Origin of the sequence: Corynebacterium sp. CCUG 51687, assembly GCF_024453995.1 — a bacterium.
GTDB classification, from domain to species: domain Bacteria; phylum Actinomycetota; class Actinomycetes; order Mycobacteriales; family Mycobacteriaceae; genus Corynebacterium; species Corynebacterium pseudogenitalium.
In genome coordinates this window covers 48,533-72,758 of the sequence record NZ_JAGPYT010000005.1, presented here as the reverse complement: position 1 = coordinate 72,758, position 24,226 = coordinate 48,533, and the positions used below count along the sequence as shown (strand labels likewise).

Here is a 24,226-nt window from a genome sequence, read left to right as displayed (position 1 = left end):
GCTCCTTGTTAAACTCTTGTTTACCTGGAGTTCACTTTAACCTACGCGCAAGAATACTGCAAATGCTCCAATAATGGGAGTTCCCCAACTATTTAAAGCGCCTGTTCAGCAGCGCAATCAGGGGCGATGTGCACCACAGTCCGAACAGTCCGAGGCCAAGCGGCGGCCGGCCGACGGGCGCGGCCCCCGTGTTTACCGAGTGGCCATCCGGGTACACCACCACGCCGACGCCCATCGAGGCGGCGCGCCCCACGTCCGCGTTGAGGGCGGACCAGCGCGGAGACGGCGGGTCGACCTCCACGTTGCCAACGCGCAGCGCGCCTGATTCGACAACGTTCATGATCTTGGGGGCGGGATCCACGATGATGGTGCCGTCGGCGCGTCGGGTGAGCGTGGGGCGGTCGACGAAGAAGACGTCGCGGCCCTGGTCGTCGACGTGCGGGATCGGGAGGGAAGACGCCGGGACTGGCGTGAGGGCGGAGAGGGCGAAGGGGGCGTCGAGAAGCTGGAGGAGGGCGAAACTGCCCGCGAGCTGGGCGCGAAGCTCCGGGAGGTTGCCGGCGGCGGTGACGTAGGCGGGGATGGCGAGGATGAGGAGTTTGTGGGCGTCGCGAAGGAGGCCGCCGCCGGGAACGTGCTGGATGACGGGGGTGAGCCAGCCTGCCCACGACGCGAGCGCCAGTGCAAACCCGAGGCCCGCCAGCACGAGGAGGCGGCGCGGGACGTGGCGCCACGCCAGGCACAGCACGGCAAAAAGCAGCACGCCGAAGACGGCGAAGCCCGAGGTGCGGGAGGCGGGCACGGCGTGGGCGTTCCAGATCCCGCCCAGGCCGAGCAGTGCACCGAGGGTGCCGACGCTCCCCTCCGCACGCGGGGCGAACATGGCGGCGGCCTGCGCCGAGGATGTGCCCTGTCCGCCGCTAAAAGCGGCAACTGCACCGGCGACAATCCAGGGCGCGCAGGTCAGGGCGCTGAACAGCCAGCGCCTGGAGTGGAGGGCAGCCGCGATGGCGCCGGTGGGGGTCAGCGAACAAACCCACTGGGCAGCGATGCTGCCGCGCGCGCCAAGTGCCACCAGCGGCAGCAGCCAGGCGGCCACCGCCACCGACCACTGCCCCTGCAACAGGCGCTCGACGACGAACGGGTTCCACACCGCGACCGTGATCGCCGCGAACCGGCCCCAGCCGCCGCGGCCGATCTGCCACCCCGCCCACGCGGCAGCGGCGGCGGCGCCGACCACGAGCGCGCGCACCGCCAGCACCGGGAAGGGGAGGACAGCGAGCAGCGCGTCCTGGGGGACGTTGCGGGCTGGCAGGTCCCCGAAGCCGAGGGCTGCGCGAGTTAGCGCCATGTCCGGCAGGACGAGCATGTCCCGGTACGCGAGCGCCTCGCCCGGCGCGAGGAACGGCCAGGTCACGCCGAGGACCAGGGCCGCCGCGTAGGCGAACAGCAGCCAGGAGAGCAGACGCCCCTTAATCACGGCGGCGCCGCACCAGTAGGACGAAGGCGTAGAAGAGCGCGAGCGCGCTCACCAGGCGGGTTACAAACGCCATGACCTGGAGGGATTTGAGGATGTGGACGTCGTGAAGTGCGGCGGAGGCCGCGGTGGCCTTGGACTCGTCGCTGAGCGTGTAGAGGCCCTGCAGCGGGCCGCGCGTGATGGTCCACGACTCGTCGAGGAGGCGGCCGGTGCGGCGCTCGACGTCGATGGTGCGCTCGGCGTGGTACTCGGGCACGTCGATGGTGGCGGTGTACCTGTAGGTTTCCAGGCCGGCGACCCAGCCGGCGCCGAGGTAGTCGAGAGGGACGACGAGGTCCGCAAGCGGGTCGTAGAACGGGTAGGAGCGGCGCTCCGGGTTGTACGGCAGAACGTAGCCGAGTCCCTGGCGCCCGCTGGTGGGGTAGGCGGAGGCTGGGTTGACCTCAAAGGAGTCCTCGGCGATGACGGCGCCGTCGTCGCGGACGGTGGCGGACATCGTCAGCGCCTGCTTCTTCGGGTTCGCCTCCGAGGGGCCCTCCGTGATCAACAGGGTGCGGGTGAGGGCGGAGGGGCCGTCGAAAAAGAGGGTGCTTTCCGTGGGGGCGAGCACCCGCTGGTGGTTGATGATGAGCGGGGACAGGAAGTTCAGCGCCACGCACACCGCGATGATGGCGGCGCAGATGCCCAGGCGCCGTTTGCTTACAATGTCCACATCAGAAACATTAACGTACTCCCGGAACTGGCGGGCCTGCGCGGTATCGCGGCGCTCGGCATTGTGGTGACGCACGTGGCGTTCCAGACGGCCACTGACTCGCCGGTGCTCGCGCGCTTCGACTACTTCGTGGCCGTCTTCTTCGCGCTTTCGGCGTTCCTGCTGGCGCGTGGCGAGCCCCGCCCGGCGCGCGAGTACTACTGGCGTCGCGTTGCCCGCATTGTGCCTGCGTACGTGGTGTCCGTGGCGATTATCGTGGTGACGTTGCCGCCACTCGCGGGGGTGCGCGCCGGCCCGCTCGTGGCCAACCTGACGCTCACGCAGCTCTACGTCCCCGGCGGGCTTATCGACGGCCTCACCCAGCACTGGTCCCTCTGTGTCGAGGTGGCGTTCTACCTGGTGCTGCCTGCGTACCTGGCGTGCGGACGCCGGGGTCGCGCCGTGGTGCTGGCGGTGGCGCTGGCGGCTGCCCTGGTGTGGCCGCACCTGATCCCCGCCCCGGAGCAGACGCCGGGGGAGTTGAACCTGCAGATCTGGCCGATCTCCTTTGCACCGTGGTTCGCGGTGGGCCTGCTGTGCGCGGAGGCGGAGCGCGCCGGGTGTAGGTGGCGGCTGCTGGTGCCGGCGCTGCGCTGGGTGTTTCCGGTGTTGTCGCTGCCGGTCGCGTGGGCGGGCGGGGTGCTGGGGCCTGCGGGGCTGGAGCACCCGAGCGCCGCCGAGTTCAATGTCCGCGTGCTGCTCGGCGCCTTGTTTGCAGCACTCTGGATTGTGCCGTTCGCGCTCGCGCCGCGCCTACACGGCACCGCGCTGTGTACCCGCCCGGCGCAGCTGTTGGGCCGCTGGTCCTACTCGCTGTTTTTGTGGCACATGGCGGTGCTCTACGCGGTGTTCCCAATCTTGGGGGTATCGCTTTTCGACGCCCACTTCGTCCCCATCCTCACCCTGACTGTGGCGTTGAGCCTGGTGGTGAGCTATCTGTCCTACTCGTGGGTGGAGGTGCCGGGGGCGAAGGGGGTGCACCAACTACGCGCCAGGCTTGTTAGGTAAGGCTTGCCTGATATATTGTTGTTCCGCTCTATTGGAACAAATGTTACTACGGCAAGGAAACCACTGTGAACATCCTGCGTAAAGCAATGACCGGCGCCGTCGCACTGTGCGCGGCCGCCTCACTCGCCGCGTGCTCGGGCGACAGCGCCGACACCACCCCATCCGCCGAGCCGACCCCGGCGGACAAGGCGCTGACCGTCACCGACGTCACCGGCCGCGAAGTCACCTTCGACCACGCGCCGGAGCGCATCGTCCTCGGCGAGGGCCGTGGCGTCTTCGCCACCGCGCTGCTCGGCGGGGACCCCTTCGACCACGTCGTGGCCTACGGCAACGACCTGACCAAGGCCGCCCCGGCGTTCAAGGACAAGGTCTTCGAAATCAGCGAGGGCGCCATGAAGGCGCAGGAGATCGGCAACATCGGCAAGGGTGACGTCTCCCTTGAAACCCTCATGTCGCAAGACCCGGACGTCGTCGTGATGACGCTCGACCAGAAGAAAGTCGCCGAGGAATCCGGCCTCCTGGAAAAGATGGACCAGACCGGCATGAAGTACGTCTTCACCGACTTCCGCCAGTCCCCACTCGAGCACACCGTCAGCTCCGTGCAGTTGCTCGGCGACCTGATGGGTAAATCGGAACGCGCCAAGGAGTACGGCGAGTTCTATGAATCGAAGGTCGAAGAGATCAAGGGTCGGGTCGAAGAGGCCGTCGCAAAGGACGGAGAGAAAGACGGCCTGATCTGGTCCGCCGCGGGCTTCGTTGACTGCTGCAGCACCCCCGGCAAGGCGAACCTCGGCCAGCTGCTCACCGCCGCGGGCGGCAACAACCTGGGCGAACAGCTCATCACCGCCGACTCTAAGCAGTTCAGCGCCGAGAAGATGATCGAGCTGCAGCCCGAAAACCTCATCGTCACCGGCGGCGAGTGGGCACGCAAGCCTGACCAGCCGGACACCTTCAGCCACGTCGAGCTCGGCTACCAGTCCAGCCCGCAGCGCGCCGCCGAAACCCTGAACAACCCGCTGGGCACCCCGGGTCTCGACCTGCTGCAGGCGCCGAAGCAGGGCAAGTACTTTGCCGTCTACCACCAGTTCTACGACAACCCGTACAACGTGTTCGCACTTGAGGCGTTCGCGAAGTGGCTGCACCCAGCAGCCTTCGAAGACATGGACCCGGCGAAGGACTTCGAACAGTTCCACGCCGACTGGCTGCCATTCGACTACTCCGGCGCGTTCTTCGCCCAGGCACAGCAGTAGGGGAACCATGAACCAGCAAGATCAGGCGATCCGCGCCTACCACCAGCGAGGACGACGCAAACTCATCGCGATTAGCGCGCTGCTGCTCGTCGCGTTCATCAGCTTCGTCGTTGCCACGGTGGTCGGCCCGATCAACCTCAGCGCCTCCCAGCTTCTCGACGCCCTCCTCCACCCCAACACCGCACCCGAGCAAGCCTCCGTGGTGCTGTGGGACCTGCGCCTGCCGGCCTCGGTGATGGCGCTGCTCATCGGCGCGTCCCTGGGACTTGCGGGCGGGATGATGCAAACCATCCTGGACAACCCGCTCGCGGAGCCGTTCACGCTGGGCATCTCGGCGGCGGCCGCGTTCGGCGCCGCGATGTCGATCGTGCTGGGCATCAACCTGATCGCGCACCCCCAGTTCAACCTGGCGCTCGCCGCTGCGCTGGCCGCCCTGGTGGCGGTGGCCGTCGTCGCCGCAGCAGCCGTGTGGCGCGGCGCCGCCGCCGAAACCATGATCCTGCTCGGCATCGCCCTGTCCTTCTTCTTCCAGGCGCTGCTGTCGCTCATGCAGTACGGCGCAACGCTTGAGGCGCTGCAACAGATCGTCTTCTGGACGCTCGGCTCCATGCAGCGCGCCACCTGGCTCGCCGACGGCATCATCGGCGTCCTCCTTGCCGCCGCAATCCCGTTCGTGGTGTTCAACGCCTGGCGGCTCACCGCCCTCCGACTTGGCGACGCCCGCGCCGCCTCCCTCGGCATCAACGTCTCCCGCCTGCGCGTCACCACCCTGATCGTGGCATCCCTGCTGGCAGCAGCTTCGGTGGCCTTCGCCGGTGTCATCGGCTTCATCGGACTGGTCGGCCCCCACATCGCCCGCATGTTGGTCGGGGAGGACCAGAAGTTCTACCTCCCCGCCTCCGCCGCGGCCGGCGCGCTGCTGCTCACCGCCGCGCACGCCGTCTCCATCACCGTCAAACCAGGCCTGGTGATCCCGATCGGCATCATCACGGCCATCGTCGGCGTCCCATTCTTCGTCTTCCTGATCTTCTCCCGCTACCGCAAGGCAGGCCACTAACCATGATCGTCGCCACAGACCTCAACGTTGCCTACGGACGCACCCCTATCCTCCACGACATGACCTTTCGCCTGGGCACCCCCGGCGCCGTCACCGGCCTCCTCGGCCCCAACGCCGCCGGTAAGTCCACCCTGGTCAAAACTATCGCCGGGCTCAAAACCCCCACGTCCGGCACCGTCACCACCACCTGCGAGCCCCACGACGTCGGCTACGTCCCCCAAGACCTGCTGACCAGCGCGTCGCTGACCGCGTTCGAATCCATCGTCGTCGCCGCAAAAGCCGGAGGCGCCGTCACCAACCCACTCGAGGCCACCGCCGCGATGATGGACCGCCTCGGCATCCTCCATATCTCCGACCGGATGGTCTGCCACATGTCAGGCGGCCAGCGCCAACTCGTCGGCGTCGCCCAGATGCTGGTACGCGAACCCCAACTCCTCCTTCTCGACGAACCCACCTCCGCCCTCGACCTCCACCACCAAGTCAGCCTGCTCACCATCATCCGCAACATCGTCGCCGACACCGAACGCCAAGCCGTCGTCGCAATCCACGACCTCAACCTCGCCGCCCGCTACTGCGACGAACTCCTCGTCATGAAAGCCGGCCGCGTGGTCACGCACGGCGAACCCCTCGACGTACTCACCCCCGAACTCCTCGAAGAGGTCTACGGCATCGAAGCCCGGGTCCTGTACGACCCAGTCTCCGGCGCGCCCGTCATCTGCCCTGCGTAGGGGGTGGTAGGGGGTTGATCCGTTTTGGTATGGAACTGTTCTGGGTAGGCATTCAACAAGAGTCAGCGTAGGTGGGGTGCATATGTAACTTCGATGCCAGCCCCAGAGACAGATTGTGTTGCATATCACAGTATTGAAAAAGAGTAACATGCGTGATAATATCGACACCAATCCGTTTATCTCATACGAACGCAGCCTTCATCCCTACCTCAAGGAGCTGTCATGTATCTCAACTCCCATATCAGAAAGATCTTCAACCGGGCTACAGTCCTGGCATCATCGGCTTGTCTGGCCATGGCTGTGGCGCCAGTGGCAGTCCATGCTCAGGAATCATTCATCGGAGAAGAAGCTGAAACCACGGTCGGAGTAATTAACCCGAATGATCAGTCGACTAGATCAGTTTCCTCGGAGATGACACTGGATGAGTATTGGACACTGGATCGCATGTCGAGAGCCACTCCTGTTGATGCAACCCTCGACTTGCCATTTGCGGCGGACCGAGCAACGTCAAACAGCAAAGAGGTTGTCGTTTCCCCTGAAGTGCCAGAACGTGAACAAGAAGCATCAGAACCTATTGAACCGTTCTCCTCATCTCAAACGGCCAGTGAGGCGCACTCTCGAATCGGCAATTCCGGTGCTGCGAATGGAAAAGTATTTTTCTCAAAGAAAGTCAATGGCCAATATGAAGATCACGTCTGCTCCGCATCTGCCGTAAACTCAGACAACAAAAGTACCGTAATTACTGCCGGTCACTGCGTTCATAGCGGGAGCGGAGGTGAGTTTCATAAAAACTGGGTATTCGTTCCAGAATATACGATCGGTGTTGCACCCCATGGGAGATTCAAGGCCAGTTTTATGACCACAACTACTGACTGGGCCAACTATGGAGCTACACCTCGTGGGTTTGCTTCTGACTTCGGGTTTGTCACTGTCAACTCAGAAAGAGGGAAACGTCTCGTCGATGCGGTTGGAGGCCATGGACTGCGCTCCGGAAATGCAGGTTCGTTCAAAGCTGACATAATTGGATATCCCCGCAAACGTTTCCTGGGTTCCGCTATGTTTCGGTGTACGGTACCGGTGAAAAACGAAAATTGGTCGTCCTTCAATTTCTACATGTCATATGGGTGCAACTTTGGCGGTGGTGCATCCGGTGGCGCATGGCTAGAAGACTTCAACGGAACTCTGGGGCATATCCGCTCCGTGAGTTCGTTTGGTCCTGAAAACGGTGCGTCGTATCTCGGTTCGCCGATCATAACCTCCAAGATTTGGGACATGTTTGATTCAACGGCGAGTCGGCCAGTGAAGTAAGGAGTGAGAATGTCTGGCATACTATCTAAATTCGGCATAAACGCAGGTTTGAATGCGCAAACTGTACATTTGGTCGGCGTTATTTTAACTGTGTTTGCGATAGTGGGAAGTACCATAGGAATAGTCTCAGCCACACCTGTCGGCGACGAACTCAGCAGTGCAATGGGGATCGTCCACAAAACTCGACAAAAACCTTTCGACCGAGAGGCGCGCAACGATCTCAAAAATGAGCGTCAAGTCAAATGGGCAGGCTATCAAGTAATTAGTCCGACAGAAATTCGAGTGTTCTTCCCCGCCGGAACCGAAACTTGCTACGGATACCGCGCGGAGACATCGGAGACCGCGACATCAGTAAAAGTTAGAGTGTACGAAGGGAATATTCCAGGATCGCCTGATAAGTGCATCCTGATCGGTTCCACGGCCTCCATGAAGGTGACGTTGCAGTCGCCACTTGGGGCTCGCTTGCTCCAGAACTGGTAGATCACCCGCCTGTTGTGTGAGAGTTTTCCGACGTTTCTTTGGCCCGTGCCCTAATGGGAACGGGCCAATTTACGGGGTGGAGCCCAATAAATCTCAGATTCACCCCTCGTACTCCGCTATCGTCATCTAGCCTGCCTAGTCCGCGGTGGGCCCATCGCACGCTTGTAATCCCACGCTTTCAGCATCGTTGGGGCGTGATGGACTGAAGACGCGGTAAAGCTATCGCCTGCAACCCGAAGAATTCAGGCTGATTCACCCTTCTGCCAAGCAACGATTGCTTCAGAAAAAGAGAGATCTGGATTCTTCTCCCGATAGCTCTTTAACTCTGCTGCCGAAGGGATTGGCAGATCAGAAGCAATAACATCATCGAATGCTGAGCGCCGATTATGCGACCGCAACCCCCACACGCCAATCGCCGCGACTACCGTCGCAAGCAGAAACTGGCCGGAAAGAAGCCCCAGTACCGCCGCGAATAGAGCCAAATATGATCCAATGATCGTTAGTTTCTCAGACATAACGACACCTTTCGCAATATCTCGGTCGTGCTATCTACTCAAAGCACTGGTCTTTGATTCCTGCAATTCTTGTCAGCTCTGCTGTGAGCACCGGCTGCGATCATTCTAGTGATTGCTGCCGCACATCGCAGAGCGCTTGTATATGGAGTGACTTTGTCGCCTTGGGAAGTAGAAGCAGCGGGATGTCCCCGACACTGCGCTGAGGAGATGGCGCGCTGTCACTCGAATTCGTTCCGGGCGAGGTGTTAAAAGTGTGCGAGGCGAGGGGCGGCCGGGTGCGCACCAAATTCCTGCATGAGGTTTGCGCGACCTGGGGGTTTGCAAACGCACTCGCGGGAAACCCGGAATCTGGTGCGAAGAAGCAGCGGTCGTGGGAACTTTCTTCGTAGCCAGACGACGCGACCTGGGGAAACGTCACGTCGGTCGACCGGAACCGGCCGAAAACCCAAAATTCCCGAGCGCGGGAACTTTTTCAGCAGGCGGCCGGGCAACCAAAATCTAGTCCGGCCAGGCGAGGCAGGCCACCGCGACGCACCCGGCCACGAACATGAGGGTGGCGTCGCCGGCGTACCCAGCGGAAGGCCAGGGTGCGCGGGCCAGCCACAGGCCCATCGCGATGACTGCGCCGGCGGCAATGTATCGTCTGGCCAGGAGGGTGTAGCGGCGCACTACCCAGACACCGATGGCGCTGACGATTCCGATTGGCGGGTTGATGCACAGCGCGGCTGCCAGCGGCAACGCCGCCACCATCTTGCCGGGGACGGGGCGGGCCGGGGTGCCAACAACACGGCGGCGCCACGCGAACCACCCTAACACCAGCATGGTGACCAGGCTGAGCGCGGCGCCGCCGAACAGGCTGAGGCGGTAGGGGCGCTCCCCGGCGAAGGAGAAGTCCAGGGTGCCGCCACGTCCGGCGGGGATGTGGAAGGCGAGTTGGCCGGCGTCGATGCGTTGGGGAGTGAGGGGTTCGCCGTCGAGGCTGGCTTGGAGTCCAGGGTTGTACGCGCGAGTGGTGATGAGCAGGAGGTCCTGGTCAGCGGGCACAACTGCGCTACCAACAATCGGCTCCCAAGAAACAGCAGGCGCAGGCCCGCGCCGCAGCGTGATCGTTTCGGCGTCCGTGACGAGTTCGTGGCGCCCGGCGGGGAGGAAGACGGTGTTGGTGGCGGAGGAGCCGTCGATAAGGGCGGGGGAGGAGAGGTGCCATTCGGCGTCTTCGGCGGTGGTGAAGGCGCGCTGCAGTGTGGTGGTTTCGGGCATGAGGCGTTGGAAGAAGTAGGTGTCGGCTGTGCCGGGGACGTCGACGATGCGGTGGATGCCGACGTCGATTTCGGTGATGCCGACGGGTTCGGTGAGGGCGAGCGTGGTGTCGCCGCGCACGCTGATGGTGCGGGCTTGGTCGGCGACGAGGCTGAGCGTGCGCTCGCCGGAAGCATCCGTGACCTGCACTTTCGTGTTGGTGGTGGCGGTGATGGTGGCGGTGTCGGCGTTGGGGGTGAAGCGTAGCCACGGGTGGGGGTCTTGGGCGGCGGGCCACCAGGCGGTGTCGTCGAGGCCGTCGAAGGCGGCGGTCAGTGACCGGGAGGCGCGGGCGCCGCCGAAGGCGGTGGCGTCGGCGGCGGAGGAGGAAGCGGAGGCGGCGCCCTCCATCGCGACGCCCACCGGGGTGCCCGCGGAGGGGTAGTCCGGCACCAGGTTGCGTACGTCTTCGCCCTCAGAGGTAGCAGCGAGGTGCGCGGACTGCGCACGCTGCACGGCGCCGTAGTTGCGAACCGTCAGCGCCGGTGTATCCGTCACGATGTCCGCATCACCGCTGGTCAGAGTCGCGGGGAAGTAGCCGAACTCGCGCCACAGGAGGGGCAGTGCCTCGCCGCCGCCATCGACGCGCACGGGGGTTGCGCTGGTCAGCATCATGTCGCGCGTGGGCTCCAGCGCATAGATATCGACGTCCCCGAAGCGCACGGTTGGCTCGCCAAGATCGGGCACGCTTGTCGACGCCACCGCCTCCTCCAAGTCGTGCCTGACCACGACGACGCCCACCCCGATGGCGCGCAGCGCCTCCGAGTCCACGGCGCGGACCTGGCCGTCGAGGCCCCGGATCGCTTCCGGGTCGACGAGGGGGATGGCGTCGCGCACCGCGAAGCGCACCTGGCTGAGCCCCTGGATGGGTTCGTCGCGTGTCCAGCCCCAGGTCTGGCGGGCGAAGGGCGCGGCGGGGACGACGAGCGTGCGGGTGCCGGTGGCGTGTTCGTCGAGCCAGCGGGCCGCCGCGACCCAGTCCGCGGAGGGTTCCTGCCAGGTGCCCTGCGGAAGGAGGCGCAGCGACCACGCCGGGGACACCGCCACCGCCACCAGCGTGACGGCGCCGACCAGCTGCGGGGTGCGCGCCCGGGACACCACCCACCCGGCCCCCAACGCCAGCGGGAGGCGGACCAGTGGGTCGAATTTGTGCAGGTTGCGGAAGGCGGCGAGGGGGGCGTCGAAAAGTAAGGGGTGGGCGTGCGCGAAACACAGCATGCCGACGCCCACGGCGAAGACGGTGATGAGCGGGGCGCGGGCGGGCATGTCGCGGCGGGCGAGCCCCGCGATGCCGAGCGCCGCCACACCCGCCGTGAGCAGCACGAATACGGGCTCGGTGACCAGGAGGTGCCCGGCGGCGCGCTCGGCGTCGACGAAGGGAGTCCAGCTGGTGGTGCCGCGCAGCACCTCGATCGGGTTGAGCCACGCGGTGGTGACTGAGGCGGACTCAATAAAGTCGGTGAACGGCGGGGAATAGCGGCCGAGCACCACGAGCGGGCCGAGCCACCACGCGTTGACCAGTACCGCACCCACCGGCCACAGTGCGGCGGCGCGCCACTGGCGCTGCGCGCACAGCACGAGCAGGGCGGGTAGGCAGGCGGCGATAGTGGCCGTCGCGTTGACCGCGCCCATGCACGCCACCGGCAGCAGCGCGGCGGCAAGGCGAGGCCCCCGGCGCTGGGCCCCCAGCAGCGGCAGCAGTGTCCACGGCACCAACGCCACCGGCCACGCCTCCGAAGAAATGGCGGTCAGCGTGGTCAGGATTCGCGGGCTGAACGCGTACAGCGCCCCGGCCACCGCCGGGCCCGCCACCCCGCGCATGTCCAGTCGCCTGGCCAGCGCGAACGTCCCGGAGAATGCCAGGCCGACCAGGAGCGTCCACCAGCAGCGCTGCAACACCCACGCGGGCAGCGGCAGTAGGAAAAACGCGCCCTGAGGGAAGAGGTAGCCGTACGCCTGGTTCTGCAACTGCCCGAGCGTGAATCGGTCCGTGTAGGCGTGCAGCGCTTGCGCGAGGAACCCGGCAGGGTTCGTGGTGAGGTCAAACTTGGTGTCCGCGGCGATCTGCCCCGGCGCCTGCGCCCACACGATCAGTGCGATGAAGGCCCACGCGACCAGGTGGGGAGTGCAGCTGCGGAGTTTAGCGCGCGCCATATTCCGGGCCGCCAAGCACGGCCTCGTCTGCCGGGACGGCGTTAGACACCGGCACGGAATTCTGCCCGGAGAACGCCGCTACCCCAATCACGCCCACCACGCCGAGCACAACACCGACGACGGCGCTAGCCACAACGGAAGGCAAGGTAGTACGGTTTGACATGTGCAAAAGCGTACCAGACGTGTATGGGGGTCCGCCGCGGCGACGGCGGGGCTCGTCGTCGTGCTCGCCGGGTGCGCGCCCGAGCCAGCCCCACAACCCGTGACGACGCCCGCTCCGCTCCACGAACACATCCCACTCCTGCCCACCGACACGGTGCCGATCACCGAGATCGTCCCCAAAACGCCCGCTCAGCAGCGCGTCCCGGAGGACCTGCGGGCGCGCGTCGCATCCCTGATGGTCGTCGGAGTGAAGAACTACGACCAGGCCCGCGCGGCCCTCGATCAGGGCGTCGGCGGGCTTATCATCCCCAGCTGGGCCGACCCCAAGCTTCTCGACGACCCCGGCCACGACATCAATGCGCTGCGCGAGCAGTACCCGCGCGGGTTCACCGTCGCCATCGACTTCGAGGGTGGCCGCGTCCAGCGCCACACCGACGTCCTCGGGGACTTCCCCGCGCCGGGCCGCCTCGCCGCCGGCACACCCGCGGTGATCCAGGGCACCGGCTACGACATCGGCCGTTCACTTCGCGCCCACGGCATCAACGTGGACTACGCCCCCGTCGTCGACATCGACGCCGCCGACCTGCCCATCATCGGGGACCGCGCCTTCCACCCCGACCCCGCCGAAGTCGCCCGCATCGCCGCCCTCTTCTCCCAAGGACTTATCGACGCCGGCGTCACTCCCACCTTCAAACACTTCCCAGGGCACGGCCGCGCCTCCGGTGACACCCACAAGAAGCTCGCCACCACGCCACCCATCGGGGACCTGCACGCCTTCGACCTGGTCCCCTACGGCGAGCTCCTGCAGCGCTTCCCGCGCGCCAGCGTCATGGTCGGCCACATGATCGTGCCCGGCCTCGGTGCCGAGGGCGTGCCCAGCAGCCTCAACCCGGAGGCCTACCGCATCCTGCGCGAAGGCGACTACCCCGGCGGTGTCCCCTTCGAAGGCGTCGCCGTTACCGACGACCTTTCCGGCATGCGCGGCATCCTCGAATACGCCCCCACACCCGACGCAGTCCGCCTCGCCATCAGCGCAGGTGCCGACCAAGCCCTCTGGTCCTCCGGCCACGACATCGCGCGGATCATCGATGGTGTCGTAGCGGGCGTCGAAAAGGGAGAAATCCCCGAATCCCGCATCGACGAAGCCGCGACCCGCGTGCAACAACAACTCATTGACGTTGGGTTATAGCCCAAACTCTATTACCCTGGGGCGGGTGAATAGGGCAACAAAGATCTTCATCGGCTTCTCCGTGGGCGTGCTCGCGGTGCTGCTGGCCATCTACCTCGCCGACCTGGCGCTCAACCGCGGCCACGTGCCGCGCGGCACCACCGTCGGCGGCGTCGCCATCGGCGGACTCACCCCGCAGGAAGCAGAAGCCGAGCTCAAAGCCCAACTTGGCGACGCCCCCTCACGCCCCATCACCGTCACTTCCGGGCCAGAGCGAGCCGAAGTGGTGCCGCAGCGCGCCGGGCTCGGCATCGACTACGTGGCGACCATTGAGGCGGCCGGGCTGCAGTCCGCAAGCCCGATTGAGCGCCTCAGCGGCCTGATCCGAGAGCACGAAGTGGCCGTCGTTCCCAGCGTCGACGACGCGAAACTCGCCCCCGAAATCACCCGCCTACAGAAAGAACTGCACCGCGACCCCGTCGACGCCGCCATCACCCTCGAGGGTGGCACCGCCCGCGAACGTACCCCCGAAGACGGCCAAGACGTGCCCGCCGACGCCCTGCGCACCCAGCTGACCGCCCACTGGCTCAACCCCGACGGCGTCACCGTTGAGCCGCAACCAATAGCGCCGCGCATCGGCGCTTCCGCTCTGAAGGAAGCGATGGACGGCCCGGTCCACCGCGCCCTCTCCGGCCCACTCACCGTCAACGGCCGCGAGAACGTCACAGCCGTGATCCCGAAGGAACGCATCGGCGAAATCCTCCACTTCGACGAGGCCCTGAAGCCCGTCGTCGACCATAAGGCAGCCGGCGCGATCCTCGGCGAGCAGCTGCAAGAGTCCGAGGTCGAGGCCAAGAACGCCCGGGTACTCACCAGCGGCGGCATCGAACCCTCCGTCGACGGCATCAACGTCGACTGGGACGCCACCTTCAAAGGTTTCGACGATCGCCTCCTCCACAACGCCGACCGCACCTGGGACGCCACCTACAAAGACGTCCCCGCCACCTTCACCACCGCCGACGCCGAACAAGCCACCTTCAACGACACCGTCGGCGCCTTCACCACCGGCGGCTTTTCCGGCGCCTCCGGCGAGAACATCCGCATCGTGGCCAACACCGTCAACGGTGCCATCGTTAACCCCGGCGAAACGTTCTCCCTCAACGGCTACACCGGCCCCCGCGGCACCGCCCAGGGCTACGTGGAATCCGGCATCATCATCAACGGTCGCGGCGGCACCGCCGTCGGCGGCGGCATCTCCCAGTTCGCCACTACCTTGTACAACGCCGCCTACTTCGCCGGCATGACCGACGTCGCCTCCACCCCGCACTCCTACTACATCTCCCGCTACCCAGCCGGACGCGAAGCCACCGTCTACGAAGGCGCCATCGACCTCGCCTTCCGCAACGACAGCAACCACCCCGTCAAAATCGTCACCAACTACGGCGGTGGCAACATCACCGTCAGCCTCCTCGGCGTCAAGACCGTCAACGTGGAATCCATCAACGGCGGACGCTGGGCCTACACCCAGCCGCAACCCCGCACCGTCACCGGCCCCGACTGCGCCCCATCCGGCGGCGCCCCCGGCTTCACCACCTCCGACACCCGCGTCATCACCGACCTCGCCGGCAACGAACTCAGTCGCGAAACCACCACCACGGTCTACGACCCGCAGCCCATCGTGCGCTGCGGGTAGCCATGTGGTGGGCAGTGACAAAAGACGCATCTCTTATTGGCTATCCATTTTGTGACCTGCAGGTATGTAGGTCGCGGTTTTTCGAATTGCGTCCTGTGGCACTTGGGTGTTTTCTCAGGCACCAAATTCCCGTCAGTGCCCTGAACTTCAATAACTGTGCTGTGGAGCTTCGTTGCTAGAAGGAAACGTAACTTGCGTGGATTATTGTGCGGGGCAGCTATAGAGTCACTACTTCGTGTAGTGTTGATCTAGTTTTTGCGTGAGGAAAAGCCAGGAAAATAGCCCCGAAAGTGGGGAAACGCTCAAGGGTTAGTGCCAGGTTTTTAGAGTGAAGTCGCAGATAGGTTCATCACATGTGCAGTCTGTGTTCGTTTGGCTGCTTTTCCAACGCGCGTGGATTCTATTAGTATCAGATTTAACAGCACCCCCTACGCCTCTTTGCTGGAACCTCGGTTCCTGTGAACGCGCCTCAAGGGGGCCCTTTCTTTTATAATCCGAATCTTATGACTCCGATTCCCTTCCTCCGCCCCGAACAGCAAGAGCAGTTTCTCCGTGAACACGGGATGATCGAAAGTCAACCACTGAACGGCGAGCAGCGACAGTGGTTGAAGACCGTCAACTTTCATTTTCTAATGGGGTATGCGAGGCATTATAGAGATCTGATCGAAGGTGGTTACGTTGACCGCCCGAAGCGGTTTTCAGATATCAAGGGCCTCGTGGATACTGAGGCTGAGCTTGCTGCCTTCCTCGCCCCTTGGATAAGACGGGCTGAGTGGGTTCTTCGTGCCCAAACAGTTAAGCATTTTTGCGTACAGCAAGGGACTGGGGAGGGGTATCTTGACCGTGATAATTGGACATGCCATGACGATAAGCAAGCAGAGCGACTTCAACTGTCAATGCTTCGCGATATATTACGTCATGGCGAGCCCTATGTAACTTCTGAGATTAAGAGGCAAGCAGCGCTTAAACAGAGGCGAGTGCCGGGATGGTGTGATTCGCAAAACCTGGAGGAAGTGATGGGGCTGGTCAAAGAACTTCCGCTTTGGGCTGTAGTCGACAGTTTTACCATTGGGACACTAGGTAAATTCCTACGCTACTGCGGAACTCAGCCTGGCGGAACGAAAAGCGTCAACGATTTGGTGGCAAGAGATCTACGAGTTCCTAAACGCTCGTTCAACACGACTGTTGAATGTTTTGGTATTACTCGGAACCTCTTATTTCACCATCAACGTCTCTGGATGCGACCAATGCCTAAGAGTCCAGGGCTTTCGAATGTGTTGGAGCGGCGCTATCCGAACGACAACCTAAAAAGTGCATTTAAACAGGCTCAATTCATAGCTTTGGCGAGTATCTCTAGCTTGCTTCCCCCGTCGGAGCGTGTTCAATACCTGGATGCACTCGATGGTTTTCTGGAGCGGAATCCGCTCTACACTATTGGTATAAAAAGACCTGTTTTTGCAAAATTCACCCCAAAGTAGTCGGAGTAGGCAATGCTACCAAAATTGCTACCACCCACACCCCGCCCCAAAAATGGCAAACAAAAAACACCCCGTGACCTGGGGTGTTGTTGGATACTTAGACGTCGAAAATGATAAAAGCCGCGTGAGTTCCTGAACCCCTTTTGACCAGGGAGTTTGTTGTTTCTGGGGCTGTTCGCTAGCGTGCTGGAGGTTCAGCTATAGGGTACTCATCGCCGTTCGGTTCGTTGGTTTGGTGCATATTTCTGGTTGAGGGGGTCTGCTGGTGGGGTTGCGTTAGCGGGTACCTAGTGCGGGGGTTAGAACATAAAATCTGGCATCGAGAAGGCTTCTGGCACGTTGTATCTGATTTCGTTGGCTTCTTTGCGGACGTTGATGTTCGAGCTTTCGAGGAGAATCGGGTTCAGGTAAGGCTTTTCTTCGTGAAGGAAGATTGCATTGGAGACGTTGGTTCGAATGTAGGTGGCGCTCTCGCGGGTGAATCCTAGCCGTTGGAGAAGGATAGTTTCCTGCTTTGTTGTGCCGTACTCGATGTACTCGTACCAGTCATTGTCGAACTGCTCTACTCCGTGGACCTTCTTGTATTCGTTGGAGAATTTGAGGAAGTAGTGGGGTGTGGTATGGGCGTAAGACGTGGGCGTCGAACACGAAATACAAGTACACAGTCTGGCAATGCAACCACAAATACACAGACGAACATCCCTGCAGCAGCGCGACGGTGAAAGACGAGCAGATCAAGGATTCTTTCGTGCAAGCGCTCAATCAACTGATCGCCCGCCGTCCGCAGCAAAGCCAGCTACCGCAGGTGCTTGGCGACATGTTCGGTACGAGCCGTTTGGAAGAACAGGCCGCTGCCTGCCAAACAAAAATCGTGGAGCTGACCGAGCAGATCGAGGCGCTGATTGCGGAAAACCAGCGGTGTGCGCTCAACCAGGACGCCTACCAAGCCCGCTACACCGAACTCGATACTATCTACCGTAAGACGCTCGCACGTAAAACAAGCCTGGAAGCAGATATCGCAGCGAACACCGCCAAGCACGCCGCCATCACCACAGCCCTAGGCGATTTGACGGGCGAACCTGTGAGCGAGTTTCACCCCGCACAATGGAGCGCTCTCATCGATCACGCCATCGTAGACGAGGATACGATCCGGTTGGTATTCCGCACCGGTGAACAGGTAAGCATGGCCTTGAAAGGGTGATGCTCGTATCGGTTGATGTGCACGGTTAGGTACACCTCCCAGAAAGCGAGTAAGGTTAGACTTACCTAATAAGGATGGTGTTTACGTGAACGATAGTGTAACGGATCAGGTTGTTGACGGTGAGTATGGGTCCGCGAAGGAAAAATCTGTCGCTGGCCAGAACGCGATCCGTCAGCTATCGCAGCCGGTGAAAGGCAAACTGTTTATCGCGCAGGTTTTGGCTTTTCTCTCAGGCGTGTTGGCTATTGCCCCGTATGTGGCTCTGGTGGAGCTTGGCAGAGAACTTATGCAAGACCAGGTGGACCCGGCGCGGGTGAACTGGATCGTCATGCTCCTCGTCAGCGCATACATGGCCCGGTTGACCTTATATTTTGTTGCATTGGGCGTGACGCATTTTATTGACCTGTCGTTGCGTAATCAGATGCGTCGGCAAATTGCCGCCCGAATGTCGACTGCTCCGCTGTCGTGGTTTACCCGCGAGGGTGAGGGGAAGATCCGCAAGACCATTCAGGATGATACGGCCACGGTGCATACAGTGATCGCGCACGGGCCGATTGAGAAACTGAACGCGATCGTATCCCCGCTCGCCTTGTTGGTGTATGCGTTTGTGGTGGATTGGCGGCTCGCTCTGCTGTCGATTGCGACGATTCCGATTTATGTGGGCATGTATGGCATGTCGATGCGTGGGATGAATGAGAAGACCGCACAAATGGACACCAAGCTCGCTCAGGTTTCGGCAACGATGGCCGAGTTCGTTGCCGGTATCTCAGTGGTGAAAGCATTCGGCAAGGTCGGCCAAGCACATAAAGCCTATTTAGATGCGGCTAACGAGTTTTCTAAGTTCTACCGGGCGTGGTGTATGCCGCTGGTGTCGATGTCGGTCGCCTCATTTTCGTGGGTGTCGATCCCGGTGTTGTTGATCGTGAACCTTGGCGGTGGCGCGTTGATGATGAACGCCGGTTGGGTGAGCATCTACGAGGTGATAACGACGACGTTGATCGCCTTGGTGCTGCCGGGAGCGTTGATGGCAGTCGCAACCATCGCCTGGTCGTACCAGCTCGCAGGGTCTGCGGCAGTGAGGCTGGTGAACGTCATGGAGCTACCAGCGTTGAGTCAGCCCGATGCGCCACAGACACCACACGGTCATGATATCGAGATTCGGGGTGTGTCGTATGCCTATGACGACACCCAGGCATTAGACGAGGTGAGCCTGAGCATTCCGGCAGGCACGGTGACCGCGCTGGTTGGCCCGTCGGGTGCGGGGAAGTCGACGTTGGCGAGTTTAATTGCCCGCTTCGATGACCCGGACGCTGGCACGATCACTATCGGCGGGGTTGATCTAAAGAGCATTTCCCAGGATTTGTTGTATTCGACGGTCGCGTTCGTCTTGCAAGATGCACAGCTTATTCGCGACACCATCCACAACAACATTGCCCTGGGCGCGCCAGACGCAACCTTGGATCAGGTGCGACAGGCGGCGAGAGCCGCGCAGATCGACGAGTTCATCATGAGCCTGCCAGATGGTTACGACACCGTGTTGGGGGAGGACACCCACGTTTCGGGCGGGCAGGCAGCCCGTATCGCGATCGCCCGGGCGCTCATGGTTGATGCCCCAGTGTTGGTGCTGGACGAGGCGACGGCGATGGCGGACCCGGAATCGGAATCGAAAATTCAACAAGCTCTCTCGACTCTTGCCAAAGGCAGAACCGTGATTGTGATCGCCCACCGGTTGGCCTCGATCAGGGGCGCGGATCAGATTGTCGTCATGGAACGCGGGCGCATTGCTGTGGTCGGTAAACACGACGAGCTGTTGGGTAATGCGCACTATCAGGCACTTCTTGCCCAAGGTGCATGTGAGGAGATGACACGATGAATCAACTATTGCTGCCACGCTTTAAGCGTTTGATGGAACCCGCTTCGTGGCGTGACCTCTCGGTCGGTCAAGCGTGGGGTGCGGTCTCAGGACTGTGTCACGGCTTTGCCCTGCTGATTCTGCTTCCCGCAGCAAGTGCCCTAGCGACCGGAATGCCGGTGTGGGGGTTATCGTTTTGGGGCTGGCTCATCGCCTTGGCGGTGATCTCGGTAGCGGGTGTAGGCACCGAGTTTTATGGCATGCGCACCGGCTATATTGGCGCGCTCGGGTTCATTCACGACGTCCACCACGCAATAGGTAACAAAGTAGCCCGCCTACCGTTGGGAGTGTTCGATTCGGGTAGCTCTGGCCGACTGTCGCGCATGGTCACCCAGGAAATGATGAACTTGGGCGAGTCGGCGGCGCACTTCATTTTCTCCCTCGTCCAAAAACTCTCAGCCGTGCTGGTGATCACTGTGGGAACCTGGTTCTGGGATTGGCGGCTGGGACTGACCTTGACGATCGCGTTCCCGATCATGCTCGCCTTCCTCCATATCTCCCGCGTGCTTCTTGATAAAGGTAAGCAGGTTTCCGAACCAGCTGAGTCAGAATTGGCGGCTCGCATGGTCGAATTCGCCACCTGCCAAGGCGCGCTGCGCTCCTGCCATGTCGCCGACGACTACCCGGCCCTTGATCGGGCATTCAAACAGGCTGACCGCAAAAGCCGCAAAGCATTGTGGATCGAAACATTAGCGAACCTGATTAATGGAATGTTCGTCCAAGCCCTTGTCGTGATAATGATCTGGCTGACCGCCCAACTCGCCCTCGGCGGGCAAATGAATGCGCTGAACGCCGTGGTCACAATCGGCATGTGCCTGCGGTTCACCACCATGCTCCAAGACATCGGTGGCTGCATGACCGGGCTGGAAGAACGCCGCCAGCAGATGAACCACGTCGACAAGGTCATGGATGCCCCCGAACTGTCCGAACCCGATGCCTCTACACCAGTGAGGGCACCTGGTGATGTTCGTTTCGAGGACGTCACCTTCAGCTACGATCCGGACACCCCGGTGCTGCACGATATGTCCTTCCATGTCCCGCAAGGCGGCATGTGTGCCCTGGTTGGTCCATCTGGGTGCGGGAAGACGACGATCGCCCGGATGGTTGCACGTTTCTGGGATGTGCAGTCCGGCAGCGTGCGCGTTGGCGGAGTGGACGTGCGCGAGCAGACCACCGAAGATTTGATGCGCCAGATATCTCTGGTCTTCCAAGACGTCTACTTATTCAACGACACTCTCGAAGCCAACATTCGCCTTGGCAATCCCGAAGCTACTGATGAAGAAATCAGGTGGGCCGCTGAGCTGTCGGGCGTGACGGAAATTGTCAACCGCCTCCCAGACGGCTGGAATTCATTGGCGGGTGCTGGCGGGCGTGCACTGTCAGGTGGGGAACGCCAACGAGTGTCCATCGCTCGCGCCTTGGTGAAGAAAGCCCCGATCGTGCTGTTCGATGAGGCCACCAGCGCGTTGGACGCGGAAAATGAAGCCAACATTGTTGCGGCGATGAACGAGCTGCGTAAGCACTCCACACTAATTGTCATCGCCCACAAACTTGAAACCATTCGCCAAGCTGACCAAATCATTGTGCTCTCCCACGATGGGCGTATCGCCCAGCGCGGGTGCCACGACGAGCTGGTCAACCAGCCGGGTCAATACCGCGATTTCTGGCAAGAACGCATCAACGCAGCTGGATGGCAACTCGTCTAAACACAGCACGTATACGCACATGAAAGGAAAAACTATGTCTACGCCTACATCCTCGCGCCTCAACACGCGCGACTTCATCAACATTGGCGTCTTCACCGCCTTGATGTTCGTCATCGTGTTTGCATTCGGAATGCTCGGGTTCATCCCCGCCGCCATGTATGCCGGCTTCTTGCTTTCTATTCTCGTTAACGGCATCGTCTTTGCGCTGTTCACAGCACGCACTCCGAAGATGGGGGCATTGACAATCATGCTGATTATCATCGAAATCCTCTTCTTCGTGACCGGCCACTGGGTAGGGGGAATCGCGGTGGCCGCTGTATTCGGCCTGCTCGCCGACCTAGTCATTACCAAGGGGCCGAAGAGCGTGAAGGTTCGCGTTCCGCTGGCATACGCACTGTTTATTCTGCCGATCTATGTTTCCCCGTGGATGCCGCTATTTATGGACCAAGACGCATATATGTCGCAGATCGCCGAACAAATGGGCGCCGAGTATGCCGCGAAGATGGCGCAGGTTGTCACGATTCCGATTCTGTTGGGCTTCTTCGTTGTGATGCTCATCGTGGGCTGGCTTGCTGGTCTGTTGGGAACCAGGGTGGCGCGTAAGCACTTTGAACGGGCCGGTCTTGTCTAAACTTCCCGACCCGCGCACGATTATCGTAGCGCTCGTCATCGTCTCCACCACGATCTACAGTGCCTACTCGCCGTGGTTCGTGTGTGCTCTGGGCGGATTCGCCGCCGTGATGCTGGCGAGCGCTGCGATCAACCCCAACACGCTCGTGCGCCCGAGCTGGGTGGCCGTCTACCTGGCCACGTTTGCGGTCCTCGGCGGGCTCGTCTTCGTGATACCACTGGTGTGGAAGTCAACGGTCAGCGCGTTCCTCATGCTGTTTTTGCAGTGGATGTGGCGATTCAGTGTCAGCGCAGGCATGGGCGCATACGCGATCGGTGTAATCCGACCCGCCACCTTGCAAAAAGCACTCGTCAGCTCACGGATCCCGACCTGTTTCACGATCCCAATCTCGGTTGCCTTACGGGTGCTGCCCGTGATCGGCCACGAGGTTAAAGCGATCTCAGATGCGATGAAACTACGCGGCATGTCTGCGTTTTCCCTGCGCGCGGCCCAGTACTTCACAATCCCGCTGCTATCGACCGTGGTACGCAGCGGGGACGAACTGGCATCTGCTGCCCTCGTGCGAGGACTGGGCGGAACCGCAAAGCCCACCTCAGTCACGGTCGTGAAATTCCGTGTGATCGACGCAGTCATTCTGCTCGTCGTTATCGGCTTCGCGATATGGAGAATCGTCCTATGACAATAACCCAAGCCACCGGCGTCACCTTCACCTATCGAGGAGCAGACCACCCCTCAATCACTGACGCAACCATCACCATCACACCTGGAACCGTCACCTTGCTGTGTGGCGCATCGGGATCGGGGAAAACCACCGCGCTACGGCTGTTTAACGGGCTCATCCCGCACTTTCACGACGGCGACCTTACCGGAAGCGTCACAGTCGACGACATTGACGTGGCACGAGTAGATCTATCAGAGCTTGCCCACCACTGTTCGACAGTGTTTCAAAACCCACGCACCCAGTTCTACACCACTCACGTGCGCCAAGAACTCGCCTTCGGCCCAGAAAATCTCGGCCGCGCCCCGCAGGAGATCTGTGCCCGCATTGACGAGGTTGCAGCCGAGTTAGGTATCGCCGACCTGTTGGAATCCCGCGTCACACAGCTGTCGGGCGGGCAGATGCAACGCGTGGCCTGCGCCGTCGCCATGTGCAACAACACGTCGCTGATCGTCTTTGACGAGCCGACCGCGAACCTATCAGCTGATCTTATCGGCCAACTCGCCACACTCATCGCCAGGCTCAAAGCTGATGGACACACGATCATCATTGCTGAACACCGGCTAAGTTTTCTTTCCGGGATCGCTGACCGTGTCTACTGCTTCGACAAAGGCAAGATCGCCCTCACCGCAACCGGCGAAGAGTTCTACGCTACCTCGGATGAGGAGCGCAAACAGCTTGGACTGCGATCCCTAGTGACTGTGTCTATGCCACAACTTCCGGAACCGGCAGGGGAGGGGCTCACGATCGACAACCTCACCTTCGCCTACCGGCAGGGGAAAACGGTTCTCAACGTCGACCATGCGCTCTTTCCGGCAGGGAAAATCACAGCGCTCCTCGGCCCGTGCGGTTCAGGGAAATCAACCCTGGCACGCATTGTTTGCGGACTAGAAAAAGCCAAACACGCATCCATCACACTCAATGGACAAAAATTCCCCAGCCGTGACGCCTACCTTGTGATGCAAGACCCTACCCGACAGTTGTTCTCAGATACCGTCATCGACGAAGTCACGCTCGGCACGACCAAAGCCGAAAAGCAACACATCGATGCCCACGCGATCCTTGAAGAACTCGACCTTGCCGACCACGAGGCTGACCATCCCCAAGCACTCTCTGGCGGGCAGCGCCAACGCCTGGTTATTGCTACAGCGCTTGCTGCGAACAAGAAAGTTTACATCTTCGACGAACCCACGTCCGGTGTTGGCTACAAGCACCTTGTCGCGATTTCCCGAGTAATGCGTAAACTCGCTGACACTGGTGCCGTCGTCATTGTCATCACCCACGACGCTGAACTCGTTACCGAGGTCGCCGACCATAGCGTCCGCCTTGACCAGATCAACGCCTGCTAACGCAAACGCTCGCTCAGCCGAAAGAGAGGAAAGCGCTTCCGCAGGTCAGAGCTAATGCGCTATACACTCGCTAACGCAAGCGATTTTCTTGACCCCCTTGGGGCGTACGCGCTAACGCAAACGCCTACTTATCATTTTCGACGTCATAGTGGAGCCGGCGACGGTGGAGCCGGCGACA

At 61.7% G+C, this 24,226-nt stretch carries 20 protein-coding genes; 15 read left to right on the top strand and 5 right to left on the bottom strand.

Features of this window, described 5'->3' with window-relative positions:
* Positions 1-88: 88 nt before the first annotated feature.
* Together KBX13_RS06600 and KBX13_RS11530 are read right to left on the bottom strand one after the other, a co-directional pair.
* Positions 89-1,123, bottom strand: coding sequence for a hypothetical protein (locus KBX13_RS06600; RefSeq protein ID WP_256021337.1), 1,035 nt, complete (start codon positions 1,121-1,123; stop codon positions 89-91).
* A gap of 349 nt (positions 1,124-1,472) precedes the next feature.
* Positions 1,473-2,267 (bottom strand): porin PorA family protein, encoded by a 795-nt coding sequence (locus KBX13_RS11530; protein WP_256021335.1) that lies wholly within the window; start codon positions 2,265-2,267, stop codon positions 1,473-1,475.
* Here KBX13_RS11530 and KBX13_RS06590 point away from each other — a divergent pair, their 5' ends adjacent.
* The 6 genes from KBX13_RS06590 to KBX13_RS06565 all read left to right on the top strand — a co-directional run bounded on the left by KBX13_RS06590 (position 2,268) and on the right by KBX13_RS06565 (position 8,062).
* A complete protein-coding gene (locus KBX13_RS06590; protein ID WP_256021334.1) occupies positions 2,268-3,239 on the top strand; it encodes an acyltransferase in 972 nt (323 codons plus the stop codon).
* 65 nt (positions 3,240-3,304) lie between these two features.
* Positions 3,305-4,489: an ABC transporter substrate-binding protein gene (locus KBX13_RS06585; protein WP_256021332.1), complete on the top strand. Its 1,185-nt coding sequence runs from the start codon at positions 3,305-3,307 to the stop codon at positions 4,487-4,489.
* Positions 4,490-4,496: 7 nt separating this feature from the next.
* Positions 4,497-5,546: an iron ABC transporter permease gene (locus KBX13_RS06580; protein WP_071573041.1), complete on the top strand. Its 1,050-nt coding sequence runs from the start codon at positions 4,497-4,499 to the stop codon at positions 5,544-5,546.
* A 2-nt stretch (positions 5,547-5,548) separates the two neighbouring features.
* A complete protein-coding gene (locus tag KBX13_RS06575; protein WP_070975618.1) occupies positions 5,549-6,274 on the top strand; it encodes an ABC transporter ATP-binding protein in 726 nt (241 codons plus the stop codon).
* A 222-nt stretch (positions 6,275-6,496) separates the two neighbouring features.
* Complete coding sequence (locus KBX13_RS06570; RefSeq protein ID WP_256021329.1) at positions 6,497-7,582, top strand: serine protease; 1,086 nt, start codon at positions 6,497-6,499, stop codon at positions 7,580-7,582.
* Positions 7,583-7,591: 9 nt separating this feature from the next.
* On the top strand, positions 7,592-8,062 hold the full coding sequence (locus KBX13_RS06565; RefSeq protein ID WP_083433200.1) for a hypothetical protein: 471 nt from the start codon (positions 7,592-7,594) through the stop codon (positions 8,060-8,062).
* A 242-nt stretch (positions 8,063-8,304) separates the two neighbouring features.
* On the opposite strand, the gene KBX13_RS06560 is transcribed toward KBX13_RS06565, so the two are convergent.
* From KBX13_RS06560 to KBX13_RS06550, 3 genes are all read right to left on the bottom strand, one after another.
* Entirely contained in the window at positions 8,305-8,577 is a 273-nt protein-coding gene (locus KBX13_RS06560) for a hypothetical protein (RefSeq protein WP_256021328.1), read from the bottom strand.
* 498 nt (positions 8,578-9,075) lie between these two features.
* The gene (locus tag KBX13_RS06555) at positions 9,076-12,030 is read right to left on the bottom strand and encodes an alpha-(1->3)-arabinofuranosyltransferase family protein (protein WP_256021326.1); all 2,955 of its coding nucleotides are present in this window, start codon (positions 12,028-12,030) and stop codon (positions 9,076-9,078) included.
* The gene (locus tag KBX13_RS06550) at positions 12,017-12,193 is read right to left on the bottom strand and encodes a DUF2613 family protein (protein ID WP_071565697.1); all 177 of its coding nucleotides are present in this window, start codon (positions 12,191-12,193) and stop codon (positions 12,017-12,019) included. The genes KBX13_RS06555 and KBX13_RS06550 overlap by 14 nt, the downstream gene beginning before the upstream one ends.
* Between KBX13_RS06550 and KBX13_RS06545 the strand changes: the two genes are divergently transcribed.
* The 9 genes from KBX13_RS06545 to KBX13_RS06505 all read left to right on the top strand — a co-directional run bounded on the left by KBX13_RS06545 (position 12,194) and on the right by KBX13_RS06505 (position 24,048).
* Positions 12,194-13,381, top strand: a complete 1,188-nt coding sequence (locus KBX13_RS06545) for a glycoside hydrolase family 3 N-terminal domain-containing protein (RefSeq protein ID WP_256021324.1) — start codon at positions 12,194-12,196, stop codon at positions 13,379-13,381. It abuts the gene before it with no gap.
* A 25-nt stretch (positions 13,382-13,406) separates the two neighbouring features.
* Complete coding sequence (locus KBX13_RS06540) at positions 13,407-15,053, top strand: VanW family protein (protein ID WP_256021323.1); 1,647 nt, start codon at positions 13,407-13,409, stop codon at positions 15,051-15,053.
* 503 nt (positions 15,054-15,556) lie between these two features.
* Positions 15,557-16,531 carry an Abi family protein gene (locus KBX13_RS06535; RefSeq protein ID WP_256021321.1) on the top strand — a complete coding sequence of 325 codons (975 nt, stop codon included), beginning with the start codon at positions 15,557-15,559 and terminating at the stop codon, positions 16,529-16,531.
* Between the two features lie 718 nt (positions 16,532-17,249).
* Entirely contained in the window at positions 17,250-17,732 is a 483-nt protein-coding gene (locus KBX13_RS06530) for a hypothetical protein (RefSeq protein ID WP_256021319.1), read from the top strand.
* Between the two features lie 85 nt (positions 17,733-17,817).
* Positions 17,818-19,605 (top strand): ABC transporter ATP-binding protein, encoded by a 1,788-nt coding sequence (locus KBX13_RS06525; RefSeq protein WP_070361799.1) that lies wholly within the window; start codon positions 17,818-17,820, stop codon positions 19,603-19,605.
* Positions 19,602-21,350: an ABC transporter ATP-binding protein gene (locus tag KBX13_RS06520; protein ID WP_070975613.1), complete on the top strand. Its 1,749-nt coding sequence runs from the start codon at positions 19,602-19,604 to the stop codon at positions 21,348-21,350. Before KBX13_RS06525 ends, KBX13_RS06520 begins: the two co-directional genes overlap by 4 nt.
* Positions 21,351-21,384: 34 nt before the next feature.
* Positions 21,385-21,981 carry an MptD family putative ECF transporter S component gene (locus KBX13_RS06515; protein WP_070361801.1) on the top strand — a complete coding sequence of 199 codons (597 nt, stop codon included), beginning with the start codon at positions 21,385-21,387 and terminating at the stop codon, positions 21,979-21,981.
* Positions 21,974-22,660: an energy-coupling factor transporter transmembrane protein EcfT gene (locus KBX13_RS06510; RefSeq protein ID WP_070361802.1), complete on the top strand. Its 687-nt coding sequence runs from the start codon at positions 21,974-21,976 to the stop codon at positions 22,658-22,660. The genes KBX13_RS06515 and KBX13_RS06510 overlap by 8 nt, the downstream gene beginning before the upstream one ends.
* The gene (locus tag KBX13_RS06505) at positions 22,657-24,048 is read left to right on the top strand and encodes an ABC transporter ATP-binding protein (protein ID WP_070975612.1); all 1,392 of its coding nucleotides are present in this window, start codon (positions 22,657-22,659) and stop codon (positions 24,046-24,048) included. Before KBX13_RS06510 ends, KBX13_RS06505 begins: the two co-directional genes overlap by 4 nt.
* Positions 24,049-24,226 lie beyond the last annotated feature (178 nt).

Bases quoted from the DNA above. Each gene is read 5' to 3' on its own strand.
- KBX13_RS06550 (WP_071565697.1), bottom strand. From the start codon at position 12,193: ATGTCAAACCGTACTACCTTGCCTTCCGTTGTGGCTAGCGCCGTCGTC.
- KBX13_RS06520 (WP_070975613.1), top strand. From the start codon at position 19,602: ATGAATCAACTATTGCTGCCACGCTTTAAGCGTTTGATGGAACCCGCT.
- KBX13_RS06535 (WP_256021321.1), top strand. From the start codon at position 15,557: ATGACTCCGATTCCCTTCCTCCGCCCCGAACAGCAAGAGCAGTTTCTC.
- KBX13_RS06565 (WP_083433200.1), top strand. From the start codon at position 7,592: ATGTCTGGCATACTATCTAAATTCGGCATAAACGCAGGTTTGAATGCG.
- KBX13_RS06555 (WP_256021326.1), bottom strand. From the start codon at position 12,030: ATGGCGCGCGCTAAACTCCGCAGCTGCACTCCCCACCTGGTCGCGTGG.
- KBX13_RS06580 (WP_071573041.1), top strand. From the start codon at position 4,497: ATGAACCAGCAAGATCAGGCGATCCGCGCCTACCACCAGCGAGGACGA.
- KBX13_RS06515 (WP_070361801.1), top strand. From the start codon at position 21,385: ATGTCTACGCCTACATCCTCGCGCCTCAACACGCGCGACTTCATCAAC.
- KBX13_RS06570 (WP_256021329.1), top strand. From the start codon at position 6,497: ATGTATCTCAACTCCCATATCAGAAAGATCTTCAACCGGGCTACAGTC.
- KBX13_RS06575 (WP_070975618.1), top strand. From the start codon at position 5,549: ATGATCGTCGCCACAGACCTCAACGTTGCCTACGGACGCACCCCTATC.
- KBX13_RS06505 (WP_070975612.1), top strand. From the start codon at position 22,657: ATGACAATAACCCAAGCCACCGGCGTCACCTTCACCTATCGAGGAGCA.
- KBX13_RS06560 (WP_256021328.1), bottom strand. From the start codon at position 8,577: ATGTCTGAGAAACTAACGATCATTGGATCATATTTGGCTCTATTCGCG.